Below are 16,339 nucleotides of genomic sequence, written 5' to 3'. Positions count from 1 at the left end.
CATTCTACCATATATATATATAATTTTCAGATTATTTATTTCTGTATGCATCCTATGAAATATTTTTATTCCATGGCTGACCACCGCTGATGCTCCATCCGAACTAAGAATACTGTTGGTTTCTCCCACATATATTTATTATTGAAGGAGATTTAGTTCAGTGTCAATAAAATTCTCAGTGCCGATCGGATTCAATATTCTGAAGGAGGGAAATTATGTATTGTCTGGCAGTGGTCACAGGCATAAGATGTGTGGTCAATGAGCTGAATATGTGGACGGAAATATCCAGTGAGCATCCCATATTTTTAAAGACCGTGGCAGAGCTTACGAATAAGAACCTTGCAGAGGAAACAATATCAAGACTGGATGATATCCATAATGAGTTCGCAGATCTGAACAAAAGGGTGAAGAATTTTTATAGTCCTAATTATAACGAAGCACAAAATATATCACCCGGTGCAAGAAGAAAAGCCATAGACCTGTGCCGAAGGTTTTTGCGGCTTGACAGGGAAGCGCTTAGGCTATACGATGAATTAAAAAACGCAGGCCCGGAGGATAAGGTATGGCAAACCCTTATAGAGCATATAATCCATGAGCAAAGATATATGTATAAGCTGTTCCGCATGCTTTTGGATCAAATTCAAGGGGGCGAGTGTTGAAAAAACATATAAGTTGTAAATTTGTTGTAACAAATGCTGTTATGCTATACCAATATGCATGAACATTGTATATAATTACATTACAAGGATTATTGGTAAATTAGTGCTAATACTCTTTATTCCTCCCCCTCATTCATAAATTTTGCAGCACTTGCTTATAGAAGCAAGTGCTGCTTTGTTTATCGGTTATTTTATATGAATGAATCATATAAAGCAAAAGCTCCGGGCATATGCCCGAAGCTTTAATTCTTCGCCGTATTTTGTTCACTGCTCTCAGCATTTTGTGGAGCTGCAATATTTCCCGAATATATTGCAGCTATGTCCAGCCCCAAATCTACATTTTGAATTTCTTTATAATATCTTACGATGGAAGCCGCAAGAGCATTTGCCGCCTTGTCCTTGTATGCATCCTTCTTTATTTGTGCAAGCTCTTCCTTATTTGTTATAAACCCGAGCTCTGCAAGTATGGCAGGCATTTTAGTCTTATTCAATACAAACAAATTGGGCCTTGGCACAGTCCCTCTGGACGGCCTTTCTAGGGTTTTTATCAATTCCTGCTGGAATATCCCTGCCATATCCTTATTGTTTATCCCATATCCTTCCGTAGTTGAGTTGGGATAATACAATGTTTCTATACCTTGTGTCTTGCTGACAAAAGCATTGAAATGTATGCTCATGAAGAAGTCTCCATAGCTCCCATTTGCCAGGTCTGTCCTTTGCTGCAATGTGGTATAGGTATCGTCCACTCTCGTCATAATAGTTTTGAAGCCCAGGTCATTAAGCTTCTTTTCCAATCTCTTCGCTACATCCAAATTGAGATTTTTCTCAAAAGTAACGCCATCTATACCTTTAGCTCCCGGGTCCTTTCCGCCATGGCCCGGATCGATGACCACCAATATATCCTGGGCTGTTTTGGGCGCATATTTGAGCTTAAACTTGACCAGCTTGGTAGTTTCCGGAGATATCAATTCATATTCTACTTTATCCTTCAACCTGAATTCGGCCTGAGTAAAAATATTCTCTCCGCGCGTTTCCTTGCTCAGCTTTATAGATTCCAAAAGATTATCATTTATTTCAAATACATCCTTATCAAATTCTATATCCTTCTTTATCTCTACCTTAAGTATCCTGCTTTCTTCATCAAAGCTGGCATTATACTGGGATTCTTCTCCCGGGTTCAGATATACGAAAGAGGAATTGTAATATTTATCATACCCCATAAAAGAATAGGGCATATCAGAAATATAAATCTTTGTTACATTGTCTTCGCTTTTTACATCATAAAATGCACTCTTGTTTACATCCACCACGATCCTTGCCGTACCAACCTCGTACTGGCCGGTGCGGACAGTCTTAACCACGGAAGATCCTGCCTCAAGATTTTGTTCTGTTCCTTCCAATACTGCTCCTTGAACATCTATTACTATCCTTTCGGGATCTTCCAGCTTTGTTATAATGCTGTCCACGGCCTTGCTTCCTTTTATGGTGACTACATCACTGAATCCTTCTTTGGCTACTGTTACCGGCTGAATGATATTGGCATATACCAATGATACGCTTTTCTTGTCAGAGGACTGCACTATCTTGGCTTTCTGCTGATCCTTCAGGTCTACAACAATTCTGGTTATGTACGGGTTGGAGCTGAACTGTCCTATTCTTACCCGGATGATCTCTTCCTTATCTATGCTCTTAGTTTCAAACTCCGTATCTGCTATTGCATTCATAATGTCTATGACCATTCTGTCAGGGTTTTCCATTGTAAAGGTTTTATATTCCACAGGATTATCCGAAATAATATCTAACTGAGGGAAGCCTCCGTTTTCATCAAACTTTATATCCTGAACTCTGGCAATAACCGCCGGGGCTTTTTTCGCATTTACCTCCAGCTTGTTGGAAGCCTTATCATATGCGAATTCATAATCAATCTGTTTTTCAATAAATGTAAGTGGAACATAAGCCCTGCCGTTTACCATTATCGTTTTGGCATCCATGCCTACTTCCTTGCTGTTTACCACAGCCTTATCTCTGTCTATCACAAAGGCCATAGCTTGTCCATCCTTTCTCAAGGACATGGTCTGGGTCTTTATATTCCACACCACATCATAGCCGAGGCCCTCACCGATCGGTCTCAAGGGGATCATGACCTTGTTGTCCTTTATAATCGGAGCGAATTCTGCATCCATCTTTTTCCCCAATATGTATATGCCCTTTGACTTATCAGAGGCTGGTGGCTGTGCAGGAGCTTGTGCCATTCCGATGGTCACTATATTTTTGCTGCTTTCATATTTGGCTTCTACTCCAAATGCCGTCTTGATATAGGCTATGGGAACATAAGCTCTGCCATTACTTAAAAACGGCGCTTTTTCAATCTTAACCTTCTTATCATTTACTACGGTGTTCAGGCTTCCAATGGTAATCCTTATGCTTTTGCTGCCGCTTTTTAAGTCCATGACTTTGGTGCTTGCATTATAGGTGACTTTATAGCCCAGCGCTTCTCCGGCAGCCCTCAATGGAACATATACCTTGCCCCCCTGCAAAATAGGCGGATCAACATCTTTCAGAGTCTTACCCATGACTTGCATGGACAAGGAAGGTTTCTTCTGGCTTTGAAGTGCTGCTGCATAAGCAGTGCCTGTACTAAGTGTAAGAATAAGGCACAATGCGATTACAAATATTGTTGTTTTTTTCATCAAACTCCTCCTTTTCCTGTGCTTTCAATTAATAATTCGACTTTTCCAGCTCTTTTCCTTTATTTTTTATATTTCAGTTTGATAACAAATTTGTTGCAATCTGTCATCTAACTATATCATCTAATCATATATTGACGTAATATCTGCCAATTATGTTGCGGAACACGGGTTTTAGAGCTCAGGATTCAGAGCTCAGAACTCAGGGGGTTAGGGTATTCCTTATGGGTCATGGGGAACGGAAACCACTGAAGGGCACGGAATTTTGCACGGATTTTCACGGAAGGGCATTTATTTTATAGATACTGTAGTGTGCATATAGGATATGTGCTTCATATATCGATGTTCACTTTGATAACCGCAAGGGTTACAGGCATTTCTATTGCTTGATCTCACAAAAAGTCTAAAATAGAGACTATCACATGAGAAATTAATATATCTAAGCAGGAACTTAGCGGAGAACCTTAGAGTAAGTTAACGAAGCGCAACGGCCGCAGCTTCAACTGTTTGAGCCAAAGCGAGTTTTGAAGCTGCAGTGAGCGAGTTTACTTAGTCTTAGGTTAAAAGCTTTGATCCCTGCGTGATATATAATTCTCCAAGCACTCTATTTTAGACGAGTTGCCTGTGACCCTTGCGGTTATCAAAATCAATACCTTTGTGAACTGCACATATCTTATATAAGCCGCTGTCGGCAATAAAAAAATTTCATTGCCATAAACCTCAATGCATTCGCATATATTTCAATATAACCAAACAAGGTGGTGGAATTATGGACAGTTTTTACGATAATGAGGCAGTTATGAAATACCTGGAGCATATGGCCTATTTGAATACCATATCCTACTGTCTTCTCTCAGGCTGTGGTATAAAAAAATATAACAAAGATGAAAAGTCTAAATTCATCAATATCTTCATCAACGTGGGTTTATACAGAAAAGCTTTGCCTCAATATATGGGCAAACCTGAAAATCCTTATGATTTCAGTACATATCAATGGAAAGACAAGAAGGTGAAAAAAGCCATAAGTCCCATGGTCCAAGCTCTTTCTATCATATCTATGAATCTTTGCGCCAGAAAGATACTTGACGGCTCTTTGGCCATAAGAAATGGAGATTATATTGCCTATTTCTTTTCTGATGCAGGAGCAGAGCAATTGAACTTTATGTATGATAATCTGCTCAGGGAGAACCTTTTATATGTTTCGAAGCCCAAAACAGATGCATTAGGAAAAGGCAGCCTGGAAATAGATGAAGACAGCCTTGAAATACTGCCTCAATATTTTGCTGCCGAAGCTGCCGCTTTGACCCAGGATCTGCTGTACAAAACCAGGTATGATAAAAAACTGGGTCAAAGATCCAAAGATGCGCTGACCATCCTGCTGCCGGATTTGTGCCATATAGCTGCAAAGGATTCTCTCTATAGCTCATCACGCACTCTATGCCAGATATGCGACAGCTTGATGAATATCTATGAATATACCGACGTTAACAAGGCTTTGATCCATAAGACAATAAATATATTAGGCCAGGAGCTCTGTGAAAGGGTGTCTTCAAGGGGCGATATTTTGAGAAAGCCTGATGATTCAAAGATAAGCTCCTTCTTTACTATGTTTATCGCATTATCATGCTTGAGCAGGCTTTTCCACCTTTGCGGATTTGACAATTATCTTTCTTGCTCTATTGTGTTGTTTAAAGCATTATGCAGCCGCATGAGCCCGGAAGATGGCATATTCATAAAAAATGAAGAGAATAAGATCGAGTATTCCATCAAAGACATCGCAGCTATTCTATCAGCTCTGAAAAACTTTAAAAAATATGCAGCCGGAGCTGCTACCTATGATTTGGATAAAATGATATCAGATTCTTTTAAAAACATGATATTGAAGAGCGGAATCTTTGTCAATCAAAGCTACCCTATATTGGAAGATGAAAAAATAAGCCTTCCCAAGAGTACAAGTACATCACGAAAATCCCCTCCTGTATTCCTGGAAAGGATTGAATACAAAAAATCCAGCAATAAATTCAAGCTTATTGACGAAACCTTCAATGCAGGGCACTCTCTCTGGGCGTGCAGGCAGCTCCTGTGAAGCATGAGATCATCACATAAGCAATAGCATCCATGTATAGCCACGTATAGTATATAAAAATTGATGGCAATTTTTATATAAGCATACTTAGTCTATACATGGATGCTATTTTACTGTAGTGCAATATATAAGAGTTACGAGAGCTAGGGTAGCCCGCTGAGGTCATAGGGGAACGGAGAACACGGATTAGCACGGTTTTCTATTTTAACTAATCCCATATCTAAGCAGGAATTTTGTGAAGAACCTTAGAGTAAGTTAACGAAGCGTAACGACCGCAGCTTCAACTGTTTGAGCCAAAGCGAGTTTTGAAGCTGCAGTAAGCAAGTTTACCCCGTTCTATCGTGCCTAAGCCTTCAGTTTTTATTAACTGCAGGCAAGGCACGCTACGAACCCGATTGACATTTCTAACATTCAGCCGGAGATAAACTCCACCTGAATGAAGAACTGTCTTACTTAGTCTTAGGTTCGTAACTCGCATTCCTGTGTGATATGGCATTAGAAAATACTTCCGTGTCTTTCAGTGGTTTCCGCCTCCTCTTTTTTTATATTTCCCAGGAAATACGAAAAAGCGACAGCATTACACTCTGTCGCTTTCTTTGTTAGAAGGCTTCCTGCTTTTTTCTACATAGAATTCACAACCTGTTGATGTAGTATTCGAAATCTTACCAACATGCTCTAAGGAACACATCCCATCCTTCTGATGTATGCAGTTTTCAGTACAATTTATAAAAATCAGGATAAACACCTCCCATAATAATTTTCTCCAATTGGCTAAAACTAATGTAGTGAATATCAAGGTAAATTCTACTATAAGGAGGCATTATATTGGCTTTTGAGAATTCTTCCCTGACAGGAGCTCTTTATCATGTGGTCAGCATCATGGATTTGAAGAAAACACTGGCGGAAGGCATACGCTATGACGACAAATTGACTTACCTTAACAAGTATTATGATTTTCATAATTATTTTGATAAATATAAAACAGATAATATCCCGTTCTGGGTAGAAAGAAGAAAAGCTATTTTTGCAAGCATGTATTTTGATGAAAGCCATAATTGGCACTCTCATACTGCATTGCTTAAGATTCAAGCAGATATAAAGAAATGCTGGGTATGCAACGAAAATAAGGCCAATCCTTTGTTTGAGCCCTTCATTTTACAACATATACAGTGTTTTGGGAAAGCAAAGGATTTTATAAATAAAAACGGACCCAATATGGTTAAAGAATATTGGAAGGATTCTTTGAGCCTGGAGGAGAATATGAAAGTGAGGAGAGATAAAGAAAATGGATACGATGCGGAAGTTCTCATCTTTCAGGATATCCCTCCGGAAAACATCCAGTGTATTTGCATAATATCCGATCATGATATCATACCTCCCGGCAAATGGATGTAGTTATGGCAGGCTTTATAGGCAATAGCAGCCATGAATGGCTCAATATAGTATTCATACTTGAGCTATACTATACATGGCTTGCCGCCGCCCTGAGTTATATCTCCGAATCAAGTGATATAAGGTCCATATAGGAATACGGTTATCAGCAAATCATAGAGCATGAACAATAAGAATTCCGGTATTATGTGCATATCAGTCCTGTTCTTTTTGAATGCCTTTGCCATGAAATATGCTATAGCACCTATAGAAAGCATTATCAAATACCTGATGACCATAGGCTTCATAAAATCAGGCATCATATAGTATGATAGACCTCTATAATAGAAGTTCGTTGATAAAACTTTAATAATCATATAAATGCCTGTTGCAACCGAATAGTTAAGCCTGGGATTCCATAAAAATTTCCTGACTTCAAAAAATTCTACAAAAAGCAGCCACAATACAGCAGGGAAAAACATAAAAGCTCTTATCAAAGCGATGACTAAACCGCTTATATATGGAGATATGCTGTTTTCCATTGCGACTACATAATCCTGCTTAACAGGCTTATTGGCTATCTCCTTATACCCTTCGCCGGTCTGTGTAAACCATACATCATTCTTGAATTCCCCAGCAGTCTGCAAAAATACTAAGACTTCATCTTTTCCATGCTGAGCAATATCGATTCCTTTGATCCATCCGAGAATTCTTGTAGAATCCGTTTTGCCGGAGATCTTGCCATCTTTAAAAGTTGTATTGAGGATTTTAAAGCCTTCACCGGTTTCATCCCAATATTTTTCTATAAAAACTGCGTTCAATGTATCCTGCTTTAAATATGGACAATTTACCTCACTCACATATACATCCGCAGAGCTTTCAGTATCCTGACTGGTCAACAGCTTGAACTCCATATCCGGATTGCCTGCCTGAGACAAGGGCACTGTTGCATACCACGTCCTTGCAGTCTGGCCGAAACTATTCCACACATTGTTCTCATAGAATATATATGCCAAGTCTTTATCCAAACCGATTTCCAGATTTCCTATGCTTTCGTTGGATACCTGTGCATATTCTATTTTCTGAGACCTCAATGTCCACTTGCCCTGAGAGAAAAGCAAATATATTATTTCCTTTTCCATTGGAGAGATATCCCTGATAGATACGGTATGAAATATGCCTGAATCATCCAAAGCAGCAGTTATGTGTACAGCCTTATCAAAAGGATACTCATCGCCCCAGGCAATTGCTCCCTGTCCATTGATTTTATAATATCGGAGTCCCTGGTTGTATGCAGCTGCAAGCACAATCTCACCATTTTGTGAAAACACATTAAAATCCTTTACTTCTGCCGCAATAAGGCTTTTGGTGCTGTAATCTCCGCTCTCTTGCTTCTTTGACATATAAAGCTCATAATTCTCCGTCCAAAAGATATAGGGTTCCATGCTCTTATACTTTACCAGTTTATTCAAAGCTGATCCCGGTATGATTATATCCTGTGTTTCTTTTATATTTCCGTTTTCTTTCTCAAGAATAGTTTTAGTGAACCTGTCTTCTTTTGCCGTAAGTATCCATATGTTTTCCTTATCCATGTTTAAACTCGCAGCCTTCTTGTAGGGAGTTTTATCAATATGGATTTCTCTCCCCCATTCCTCAGAAGGAGGAGCAGCGATGGCCTTTAGATTCTGATAGCTGTGAAAGGAAAATATGATTAAAAAAATCAATATGCTATATAGGATAGGTATGTAATATTTTTTTTTCATTCAAGCCCCCCTCTCAGTTTTGATATAAATATAAAATTTCAAGATCAATCCGCTTATATAAAGATATGTGCTTCGTATATCAATGTTCGCTCTTCACCAAGAACTGTTGGCAAAGCAAACAAAGTATCCTCAGCACATATCATATATAAGCCTCTGGCTTCTAGCTGCTAGCCTCTGGCATCAGGGTATTCCTATTGGGTCTTGGATTCTTCCGCGCTAATCCATGTTCCCCGTTCCTTGGACCTCAAAGGAATACCCTAGCTACTGAGTCCTGAGCTCTGAATCCTGAGTCCTAATTACACATTATGGCATGCTACGAAATGATCCTTTTCAAGTTCTCTGAACTCAGGCATCTCCTGAGAGCATATATCCGTAGCATATCTGCATCTGGACTTGAATCTGCATCCCGGCGGCGGATTTATCGGGCTCGGTACGTCGCCTTCCAGCAGTATTCTCTTTCTTGATCTCTCTACCTCAGGGTCCGCAATGGGAATAGCGGACAAAAGAGCCTGAGTATATGGATGCATTGGCTTTTTATACAGTTCTGTGCTTGAAGCCAATTCAACCAAAGTTCCCAGATACATAACTCCAACCCTGTCTGATATATGCTTAACCATGCTCAAGTCGTGAGCTATAAACAAATAGGTAAGCTTATAATCCCTTTGGAGATTTATCAGCAAGTTTACAACCTGAGCCTGAATAGAAACGTCAAGAGCTGATATAGGCTCATCGCAAACTATGAACTGGGGTTCTATAGCCAATGCACGAGCTACACCGATTCTCTGCCTCTGGCCCCCTGAGAACTCATGAGGGAATCTGTTTGCATGCTCTCGATTGAGTCCTACCGTATGCAAAAGATCGTATATCCTTTCTGTTCTTTCCTTGCCGGAATATATATTGTGGATATCTATTCCTTCGCCAATGATATCTCCTACCGTCATTCTCGGGTTCAGGGAAGCATATGGATCCTGGAATATCATCTGTGCTTTTTTGGTAAATTCCTTGCTTTGTTTTCTATCCAATTTATGGACATTCATACCATCAAAGATTACTTCTCCGCCTGTAGCTTCATAAAGTCTTATTATAGTTCTTCCTGCCGTAGATTTACCGCAGCCGGATTCTCCAACAAGTCCCAGGGTCTCGCCTTCTCTAATGAAGAAGTTTAACCCGTCTACTGCCTTTAATACAGCATTATTGCCTACATTAAAGTACTTCTTCAGATCTTTGACTTCTATCAACTTTTTGTTTTCCATCATTTCACCCCTCTTTCAGTTACAGGTCTTTCAACCTTAGGTGCATCAGGATGGCCCAACCAGCAAGCTGCATAATGATCCTTGTTGTATTCCATATTGGCTGGAGCTGTTTCATAGCAAACTTCCATAGAATACTTGCATCTGGCCGCAAATGCGCATCCTTTCGGCGGGGCGAAAAGATCCGGCGGTGTACCTATGATCGGTATCAATTGTTCCTTATTTTCCGCATCAAGCCTTGGCACTGATTTTAGAAGTCCCCAGGTATAGGGGTGCTGCGCATTGTAGAATATGTCTTCTACAGTACCGCTTTCAACAACTTCTCCAGCATACATGACTATTATTCTTTCAGCCATGTCGGCAACCACGCCAAGATCATGTGTAATCAATATTATTGAAGTATCCAGTTTTGATTTCAATTCTTTCATCAGATCCAATATCTGAGCCTGTATAGTAACATCAAGTGCGGTTGTAGGCTCGTCTGCAATCAGAAGCTTGGGTTTGCATGCTAAAGCTATAGCTATCATAGCTCTCTGCCTCATACCGCCGCTGAATTCATGGGGATATTGATTGGCTCTCTTGTCCGGATTCGGAATACCAACCAATTTCAACATATCTACCGCCTTTTCCATGGCGTCTCTTTTGCTTAGATGCTGATGCTTTATCAAGCCTTCAGCTATTTGCTTTCCAACAGTCATTGTCGGATTTAAGGATGTCATAGGATCCTGGAATATCATGCCTATTTCCGAACCCCTTATGGCTTCCATCTTCTTATCAGAAAACTTTGTAATATCAACACCGTTAAAAATTATATTTCCGCTCTTGATCCTTCCCGGAGGCATAGGTATAAGCTTCATAATGGATTGGGCAGTAACGCTCTTGCCGCAGCCTGATTCTCCAACTATGGCTATAGCTTCAGCCTTGTCCAGATGAAAGGATACTCCTCTGACGGCTTTGACTTCACCTGCATATGTGTCAAATGAAACGTGCAAATCTTTAACTTCGAGTATTTTTTCTTTCTCCATCTCTTACACCTCCTACTTTCTTAGTCTTGGATCCAGAGCGTCTCTCAATCCGTCACCAAATAAATTCAATGAAAGCATCGTCAAACTGATAAAAAATGCAGGTATAAACAATCTATAAGGATAAACCCTCAAAACAGCAGCTCCGGATGATGCCAACTGGCCCCAGCTGGATGTGGGAGGCTTTACACCTAGACCTATAAAGCTAAGGAATGCTTCAGTAAAAATCGCACTTGGTATTCTCATCGTCAAGCTTACTATTATTACACCCAATGTATTCGGTATCAAGTGCCTGAGTATAAGCCTCGAGGAGCTCGCTCCCAGGGTTCTGGCAGCTAATACGAATTCCTGCTCCTTAAGCTGAAGTATCTGTCCTCTTACCAATCTGGCCATACTGAGCCATCCGGTTATAGCAAAGGACAAAATTATGGGGAATACACCGGCTCCTACGATAACCATTATAAGAATTATGAATATCATGCTGGGTATGGCTATCATTACATCTATGAATCTCATGATTAACATGTCTACCTTGCCGCCATAAAAGCCTGATACTCCGCCGACCAATACTCCGATCAAAGTATCGAGAAGAGCTGCCATCAAGCCTATGAACAGCGACACACGTGCTCCCATCCATACACGAGCCCATAAGTCTCTTCCTAAATCATCGGTGCCGAACCAGTGCTGTGCATTAGGAAGCTGGTTGGTATTGCTCAAATCATTATCGCTGTGGACATAAGGAACCATCATTGGTCCAATGATTGACATAACTGTAAAAACAGCAATTATAACAAGCCCTATCATAGCAATCTTGTTCTTTTTAAGCCTTCTCCATGCATCCTGCCAGTATGTCATGCTGGGACGAACGATTGCCTGGCTTTTTTCTTCATTTATGCCGACATGCTTAAACTTTTCCCTGCTTATTTCCATCTCTCCAGCTCCTCCTTATCTGCCTACCCTGATTCTGGGATCTACGAAACCATAGGCTATATCGACCAGGAAGTTCATGAATACCAGGAACGCCCCGAAGAATATAGTCAATCCCAAAACCATAGTGTAGTCTAGATTTTGTATGCTAATTACATAGTGTCTTCCAAGCCCGGGAATCGCGAATATCTGTTCTACAACAAAGGTACCTGTGAGCAGTGCGGCGACCAATGGACCTAATACGGTAACAACAGGAAGTATTGCATTTCTTATCTGGTGCTTTACGGTTACCTGTACGGGGGACAACCCTTTTGCTTTTGCTGTCTTTATATAATCCTGTCCTACAACCTCAAGCATGCTTGTGCGCATAAGTCTCGCAATAAGAGCCAAAGTTGACAAGCCCAATGAGAAGGTCGGCAAAATAGTATGGGCAAAGCTCTTCCACTGAGCAACAGGCAGTACCTTCAAATATATGCCGAAAAAGTATTGCACCAGCCCGCCTATTACAAAGCTTGGCACTGATACGCCTATTACGGCAATGATCATGCTTGTATAGTCCCAACCTTTGTTATGATTAATAGCAGCTATAATTCCAAGAATCAAACCAACGGTGACTGAAAAAGCCAGGGATCGAAGTCCTAAATCTGCTGAGTTGGGAAAGGCATCTCTGATTATTTGATTTACCGTTCTATTCTTATATTTTAAGGAAAAGCCCATTTCACCTTTGACCAGATTGCCCATATACTTAATATATTGTTCCGGCAAAGGCCTGTCCAGGCCATAATATTTCATCATATTTGCTTTTATTTCCGGGGTAATTTTTTCGCTTGTAAAAGGGTCACCGGGCAGCACTCTTACCAGGAAGAACGTCAAGGTGGCCAGGATCCAAACTGTGATCAAAGATACAAAAAATCTTTTTAAGATGTATCTAAACAAAATATAGGCACCTCCCACATTAAGATTAAAATTTGTGAATTTTCTGTGAACCAATTGTGATTATTTTAAGAAATATCAGCCTTAAATATGGGACAAAGGTATATGTTAACATATACCTTTGTCTTGCGTACTGATAATTTTTTTATATTTCTTTATCTTGTAATATCAGCAAATACGAAGTCTGGGTCAGAGCCTATGAAGTTTCTGATCAATCCTGTTAAACCATCAACATGAGTCCAAGCTCTTCTTCTGAAGTAAACAGGAACTATAGGACCATTTTCAAGCAAGTATTTTTCTGCTTCGAACATCTTGTCTGCTCTTTCCTTCACGTCCGGAGCAGATTTGCAGAAGTTGATCAGATCTGTATAAGTCTTGTCTTCCCAGTTTGTATTGTTATGTCCGCCGCCGATTACCCACAAATCAAGATAAGTCATCGGATCGTCATAGTCTGGGCCCCAACCTGCGAATACAAGGTCATAATCCTTCTTGTTCATGAGTTCAAGTCTTTGCTTAAATGGAACCTGTTTGATATCAAGCTTTATTCCAGCATTCTTAGCAAGCATGTCTTGGATAGCTTCTGCAGATATTCTTGCACTGTCTGAGTCGTCAGTCAAGAATTCGATTGCAGGAATCTGATCAACTGTCATGTTCAGCTCTGCAAGAGCTTTGTCCAAATATTCTTTTGCTTTTGCAGGGTCAGCATTCTTTGGATAGAACTCCAATGGATATTCTTTTGCAAATAAGTCATTAGCGCCTGCAAGCAATGGCAATACATATCTTGTAGCTGCGTCTGAGCCGTTCTTTAGAACTGCATCAACATAGCCCTGTCTGTCTATAGCATATCCGAATGCTTTTCTGAAGTTGGCATTGCCTGTTAATTTTCCAACTTCCTTGTTTCTTCCTTTTACGTTGAACTGGAAGTAGAATTCAGCACCGTCATAGTAGAAGTTAGCTTTGCCTGCTTTGTCGAATTCCTCTACTCTGTCCTTTGGAAGAGCAACAAAGTCAAGATCTCCTGCTTCATACATGCTCATTGCTGTATTGCTGTCTGTAACTATAGCTATTTCAACCTTGTCAATCTTTACAGCATCTTTATTCCAATATTCCGGATTCTTTTCAAGAACAAGACCTTCTTCATGCTTCCATTCTTTCAGAATATATGGTCCGTTGTAAAGTATCTTGTCAGCTTCAGCAGCATAAGCTGTTCCCTGAGCCTCTACAAAATCCTGTCTAACCGGGAACAAGGATATGAAGTTTGTTAAAGCTAAGAAATAACCGGTTGGAACCTTTAATTTGATTTCAAGAGTCTTTTCGTCAAGAGCTTTAATACCGATCTGGGAAGGATCTGTGATCTTTCCTGTGTTGTATTCTTCACCGTTCAGTATATAGTAGCCCTGGAATGCATACTCGGAAGCTGTAGCAGGATTCAGAAGTCTCTTTATAGCATATTCGAAATCATTTGCTGTTACAGGCTTTCCGTCGCTCCACTTAGCATCTCTCAAATGGAAAGTGTAGGTAAGTCCGTCTTCGGAAATTTCCCATTTCTCGGCCATACCTGGAGTTACTTTACCATTGTCTGCAACTCTGACTAAGCCTTCATAGAGATGGTTGCCCAGCATAATAGCATAGGTATCTGTAGCTATCTGTTGGTCAAGAGCCGGAGGTTCTGCACCAATAGTAAACCTCAATAGCTTTGGTTCTGCTGCTGCCGGTTCGCCGGGTTCTGCCGGTTCTGCCGGAGCCTTAGGTCCGCATGCTGTAAGAGCTAAGCTTAGTACCAGCATCATTACGAGCACTAATGTTAGTGATCTTTTCATCAATTCATCCCCCTTTTTTTTACTTAGGCGCATTTTATTTACACCTAAAAATTAATGAAATATATGCAGAAACAGCCGTAGGCTGTACTACAACAAAACAATAAAAATGAAACTGTATGGTATTTCTCTTTATATTTTTATTATATTTATATTACACGAATGGAGAGATTTTTTCAATACATTTTATATCCATGAAATATATATATCAAAATAATTAACAAATTCAGAATAATGTAACTAAGGAAAATCAATGCTTCATTCTCATAAAAATTATAAAATTTACCTCAACATTTTTTTACAAAATTCATATTTGATGGACATAAAAGCACTTTATCAACTTTATAACACTGTTTATACTAATTATTGATATGCTGCTCTTGTACATTTTAAGCCAACAAATCTTTAAGTATTTTATTTATGAGCTGCGGATTTCCTTTTCCCTTGGATGCTTTCATACATTGGCCTACCAGGAATCCCAGAGCATTGCTTTTACCGTTTTTATAATCTTCTACGGATTTTTGATTTTCGCTCAGGACTTTTTTTACTAATTCGACTATTACATCCTCATCGCTTATCTGCTTTAAGCCCAATTGTTCCACCAGAGCTTCGGGCTCACGGCCGGTCCTAAACATTTCTTCAAATACCTGCTTGGCTCCTGTACTGCTCAATACTCCGGACTCTATCAGGTCCACCAGCTTTCTCAGATCCTCCGGCTTTATTTTTAAATCCTTGAAATCCAGCTCCTTTTCCTTCATTATTCTGAGTATTTCTCCCATTACCCAATTGCTTATCGCCTTCGGATTTTTGTGACCTTTTGCGCAAGCTTCAAAGAAATCAGACAGTTCTTTTGTGAGAGTAAGAACGGAAGCATCATAATCAGGGATTCCGTATTCCTCCACAAATCTTCTCCTTTTATCATCCGGGAGCTCCGGCAAAGCTTTTCGTATCTCATCTATCCATTTTTCTTCCAATACTATAGGAACCAGATCCGGCTCCGGAAAATACCTGTAATCATGAGCCTGCTCTTTGGTCCTCATGGATACGGTGATGCCTTTGGCTTCATCCCAGCGTCTGGTTTCCTGAACTATGGTACCGCCTTCCGAGAGCACTTTCTTATGCCGCTCCTCCTCATATTCCAATGCTTTCTGCAATGCTTTCATCGAGTTCATGTTCTTGATTTCCGTTTTTATCCCGAACTCTTTTTGTCCTGCAGGCCTTATGGAAATATTGGCATCGCATCTTAGGGAGCCTTCCTGCATCTTGCAATCGGAAATCTCCAGGTATTCCAATATGCCTTTAAGCTTTTCCAGATATAATCTGGCTTCCACAGGGCTTCTCATATCAGGCTCCGATACGATCTCAATCAAAGGCACTCCGGATCTGTTGAAATCTACCAAAGAATAATCCTCTACTTCCGTACCGTGTATGAGCTTTCCCGCATCTTCTTCTATATGGATTCGCGTAATACCTATGGACTTATTCTCACCATCAACCTGAACTTGTATCTTTCCATTCTTGCACAAAGGTATATCATATTGAGAGATCTGATAGGCCTTGGGCAAATCAGGATAGAAATAATTTTTTCTGTCTGTTTTGCTATATAATGAAATCTGGCAGTCTAAGGCCAGGCCTGCCTTGACAGCATATTCTACAACTTTTTTATTCATCACCGGAAGGGCTCCGGGATAGCCCATGCACACTGGGCAGCAGTTAGTATTTACTTCTGCGCCGAATTCATTTTTGCAGCTGCAAAAAGCCTTGCTCTTTGTGCTCAGCTCCGCATGTATTTCAAGACCTATAATCGTTTCATAATTCATATCT

Annotated in this window: 11 protein-coding genes; 3 read left to right on the top strand and 8 right to left on the bottom strand. The window is 40.2% G+C overall.

What is annotated here, in order from left to right; all coding sequences use genetic code 11:
• Positions 1 to 215 precede the first annotated feature (215 nt).
• Positions 216 to 659, top strand: a complete 444-nt coding sequence (locus LJD61_RS04300) for a DUF2935 domain-containing protein (protein WP_255226278.1) — start codon at positions 216 to 218, stop codon at positions 657 to 659.
• 242 nt (positions 660 to 901) lie between these two features.
• Here the strand turns inward: LJD61_RS04300 and LJD61_RS04295 are convergent, their stop codons facing one another.
• A complete protein-coding gene (locus tag LJD61_RS04295; protein ID WP_255226277.1) occupies positions 902 to 3,349 on the bottom strand; it encodes an N-acetylmuramoyl-L-alanine amidase family protein in 2,448 nt (815 codons plus the stop codon).
• A 766-nt stretch (positions 3,350 to 4,115) separates the two neighbouring features.
• On the opposite strand from LJD61_RS04295, the gene LJD61_RS04290 reads away from it, so the two are divergent.
• Together LJD61_RS04290 and LJD61_RS04285 are read left to right on the top strand one after the other, a co-directional pair.
• On the top strand, positions 4,116 to 5,432 hold the full coding sequence (locus tag LJD61_RS04290) for a hypothetical protein (RefSeq protein WP_255226276.1): 1,317 nt from the start codon (positions 4,116 to 4,118) through the stop codon (positions 5,430 to 5,432).
• 825 nt (positions 5,433 to 6,257) lie between these two features.
• The gene (locus LJD61_RS04285; protein ID WP_255226275.1) at positions 6,258 to 6,827 is read left to right on the top strand and encodes a DarT ssDNA thymidine ADP-ribosyltransferase family protein; all 570 of its coding nucleotides are present in this window, start codon (positions 6,258 to 6,260) and stop codon (positions 6,825 to 6,827) included.
• Between the two features lie 107 nt (positions 6,828 to 6,934).
• On the opposite strand, the gene LJD61_RS04280 is transcribed toward LJD61_RS04285, so the two are convergent.
• From LJD61_RS04280 to gatB, 7 genes are all read right to left on the bottom strand, one after another.
• Positions 6,935 to 8,566 (bottom strand): hypothetical protein, encoded by a 1,632-nt coding sequence (locus LJD61_RS04280; protein WP_255226274.1) that lies wholly within the window; start codon positions 8,564 to 8,566, stop codon positions 6,935 to 6,937.
• A 296-nt stretch (positions 8,567 to 8,862) separates the two neighbouring features.
• Complete coding sequence (locus LJD61_RS04275; protein WP_303740648.1) at positions 8,863 to 9,819, bottom strand: ABC transporter ATP-binding protein; 957 nt, start codon at positions 9,817 to 9,819, stop codon at positions 8,863 to 8,865.
• A complete protein-coding gene (locus tag LJD61_RS04270) occupies positions 9,819 to 10,841 on the bottom strand; it encodes an ABC transporter ATP-binding protein (protein ID WP_255226272.1) in 1,023 nt (340 codons plus the stop codon). The genes LJD61_RS04275 and LJD61_RS04270 overlap by 1 nt, the downstream gene beginning before the upstream one ends.
• A gap of 12 nt (positions 10,842 to 10,853) precedes the next feature.
• On the bottom strand, positions 10,854 to 11,768 hold the full coding sequence (locus LJD61_RS04265; protein WP_255226271.1) for an ABC transporter permease: 915 nt from the start codon (positions 11,766 to 11,768) through the stop codon (positions 10,854 to 10,856).
• 15 nt (positions 11,769 to 11,783) lie between these two features.
• Entirely contained in the window at positions 11,784 to 12,701 is a 918-nt protein-coding gene (locus tag LJD61_RS04260) for an ABC transporter permease (RefSeq protein WP_255226270.1), read from the bottom strand.
• A gap of 152 nt (positions 12,702 to 12,853) precedes the next feature.
• Positions 12,854 to 14,518 (bottom strand): peptide ABC transporter substrate-binding protein, encoded by a 1,665-nt coding sequence (locus tag LJD61_RS04255; RefSeq protein ID WP_255226269.1) that lies wholly within the window; start codon positions 14,516 to 14,518, stop codon positions 12,854 to 12,856.
• A gap of 386 nt (positions 14,519 to 14,904) precedes the next feature.
• On the bottom strand, positions 14,905 to 16,335 hold the full coding sequence (gatB, locus tag LJD61_RS04250) for an Asp-tRNA(Asn)/Glu-tRNA(Gln) amidotransferase subunit GatB (RefSeq protein WP_255226268.1): 1,431 nt from the start codon (positions 16,333 to 16,335) through the stop codon (positions 14,905 to 14,907).
• Positions 16,336 to 16,339 lie beyond the last annotated feature (4 nt).

This window comes from Lutispora saccharofermentans (genome assembly GCF_024363565.1).
GTDB lineage: Bacteria > Bacillota > Clostridia > Lutisporales > Lutisporaceae > Lutispora > Lutispora saccharofermentans.
Note: the sequence above shows the minus strand (reverse complement) of the source record. Positions and strands in the feature narration are given on the sequence as shown.

Coding starts and splice junctions, on each gene's coding strand:
- LJD61_RS04275 (WP_303740648.1), bottom strand. CDS start 9,819: ATGGAAAACAAAAAGTTGATAGAAGTCAAAGATCTGAAGAAGTACTTT.
- gatB (WP_255226268.1), bottom strand. CDS start 16,335: ATGAATTATGAAACGATTATAGGTCTTGAAATACATGCGGAGCTGAGC.
- LJD61_RS04255 (WP_255226269.1), bottom strand. CDS start 14,518: ATGAAAAGATCACTAACATTAGTGCTCGTAATGATGCTGGTACTAAGC.
- LJD61_RS04280 (WP_255226274.1), bottom strand. CDS start 8,566: ATGAAAAAAAAATATTACATACCTATCCTATATAGCATATTGATTTTT.
- LJD61_RS04290 (WP_255226276.1), top strand. CDS start 4,116: ATGGACAGTTTTTACGATAATGAGGCAGTTATGAAATACCTGGAGCAT.
- LJD61_RS04265 (WP_255226271.1), bottom strand. CDS start 11,768: ATGGAAATAAGCAGGGAAAAGTTTAAGCATGTCGGCATAAATGAAGAA.
- LJD61_RS04270 (WP_255226272.1), bottom strand. CDS start 10,841: ATGGAGAAAGAAAAAATACTCGAAGTTAAAGATTTGCACGTTTCATTT.
- LJD61_RS04295 (WP_255226277.1), bottom strand. CDS start 3,349: ATGAAAAAAACAACAATATTTGTAATCGCATTGTGCCTTATTCTTACA.
- LJD61_RS04300 (WP_255226278.1), top strand. CDS start 216: ATGTATTGTCTGGCAGTGGTCACAGGCATAAGATGTGTGGTCAATGAG.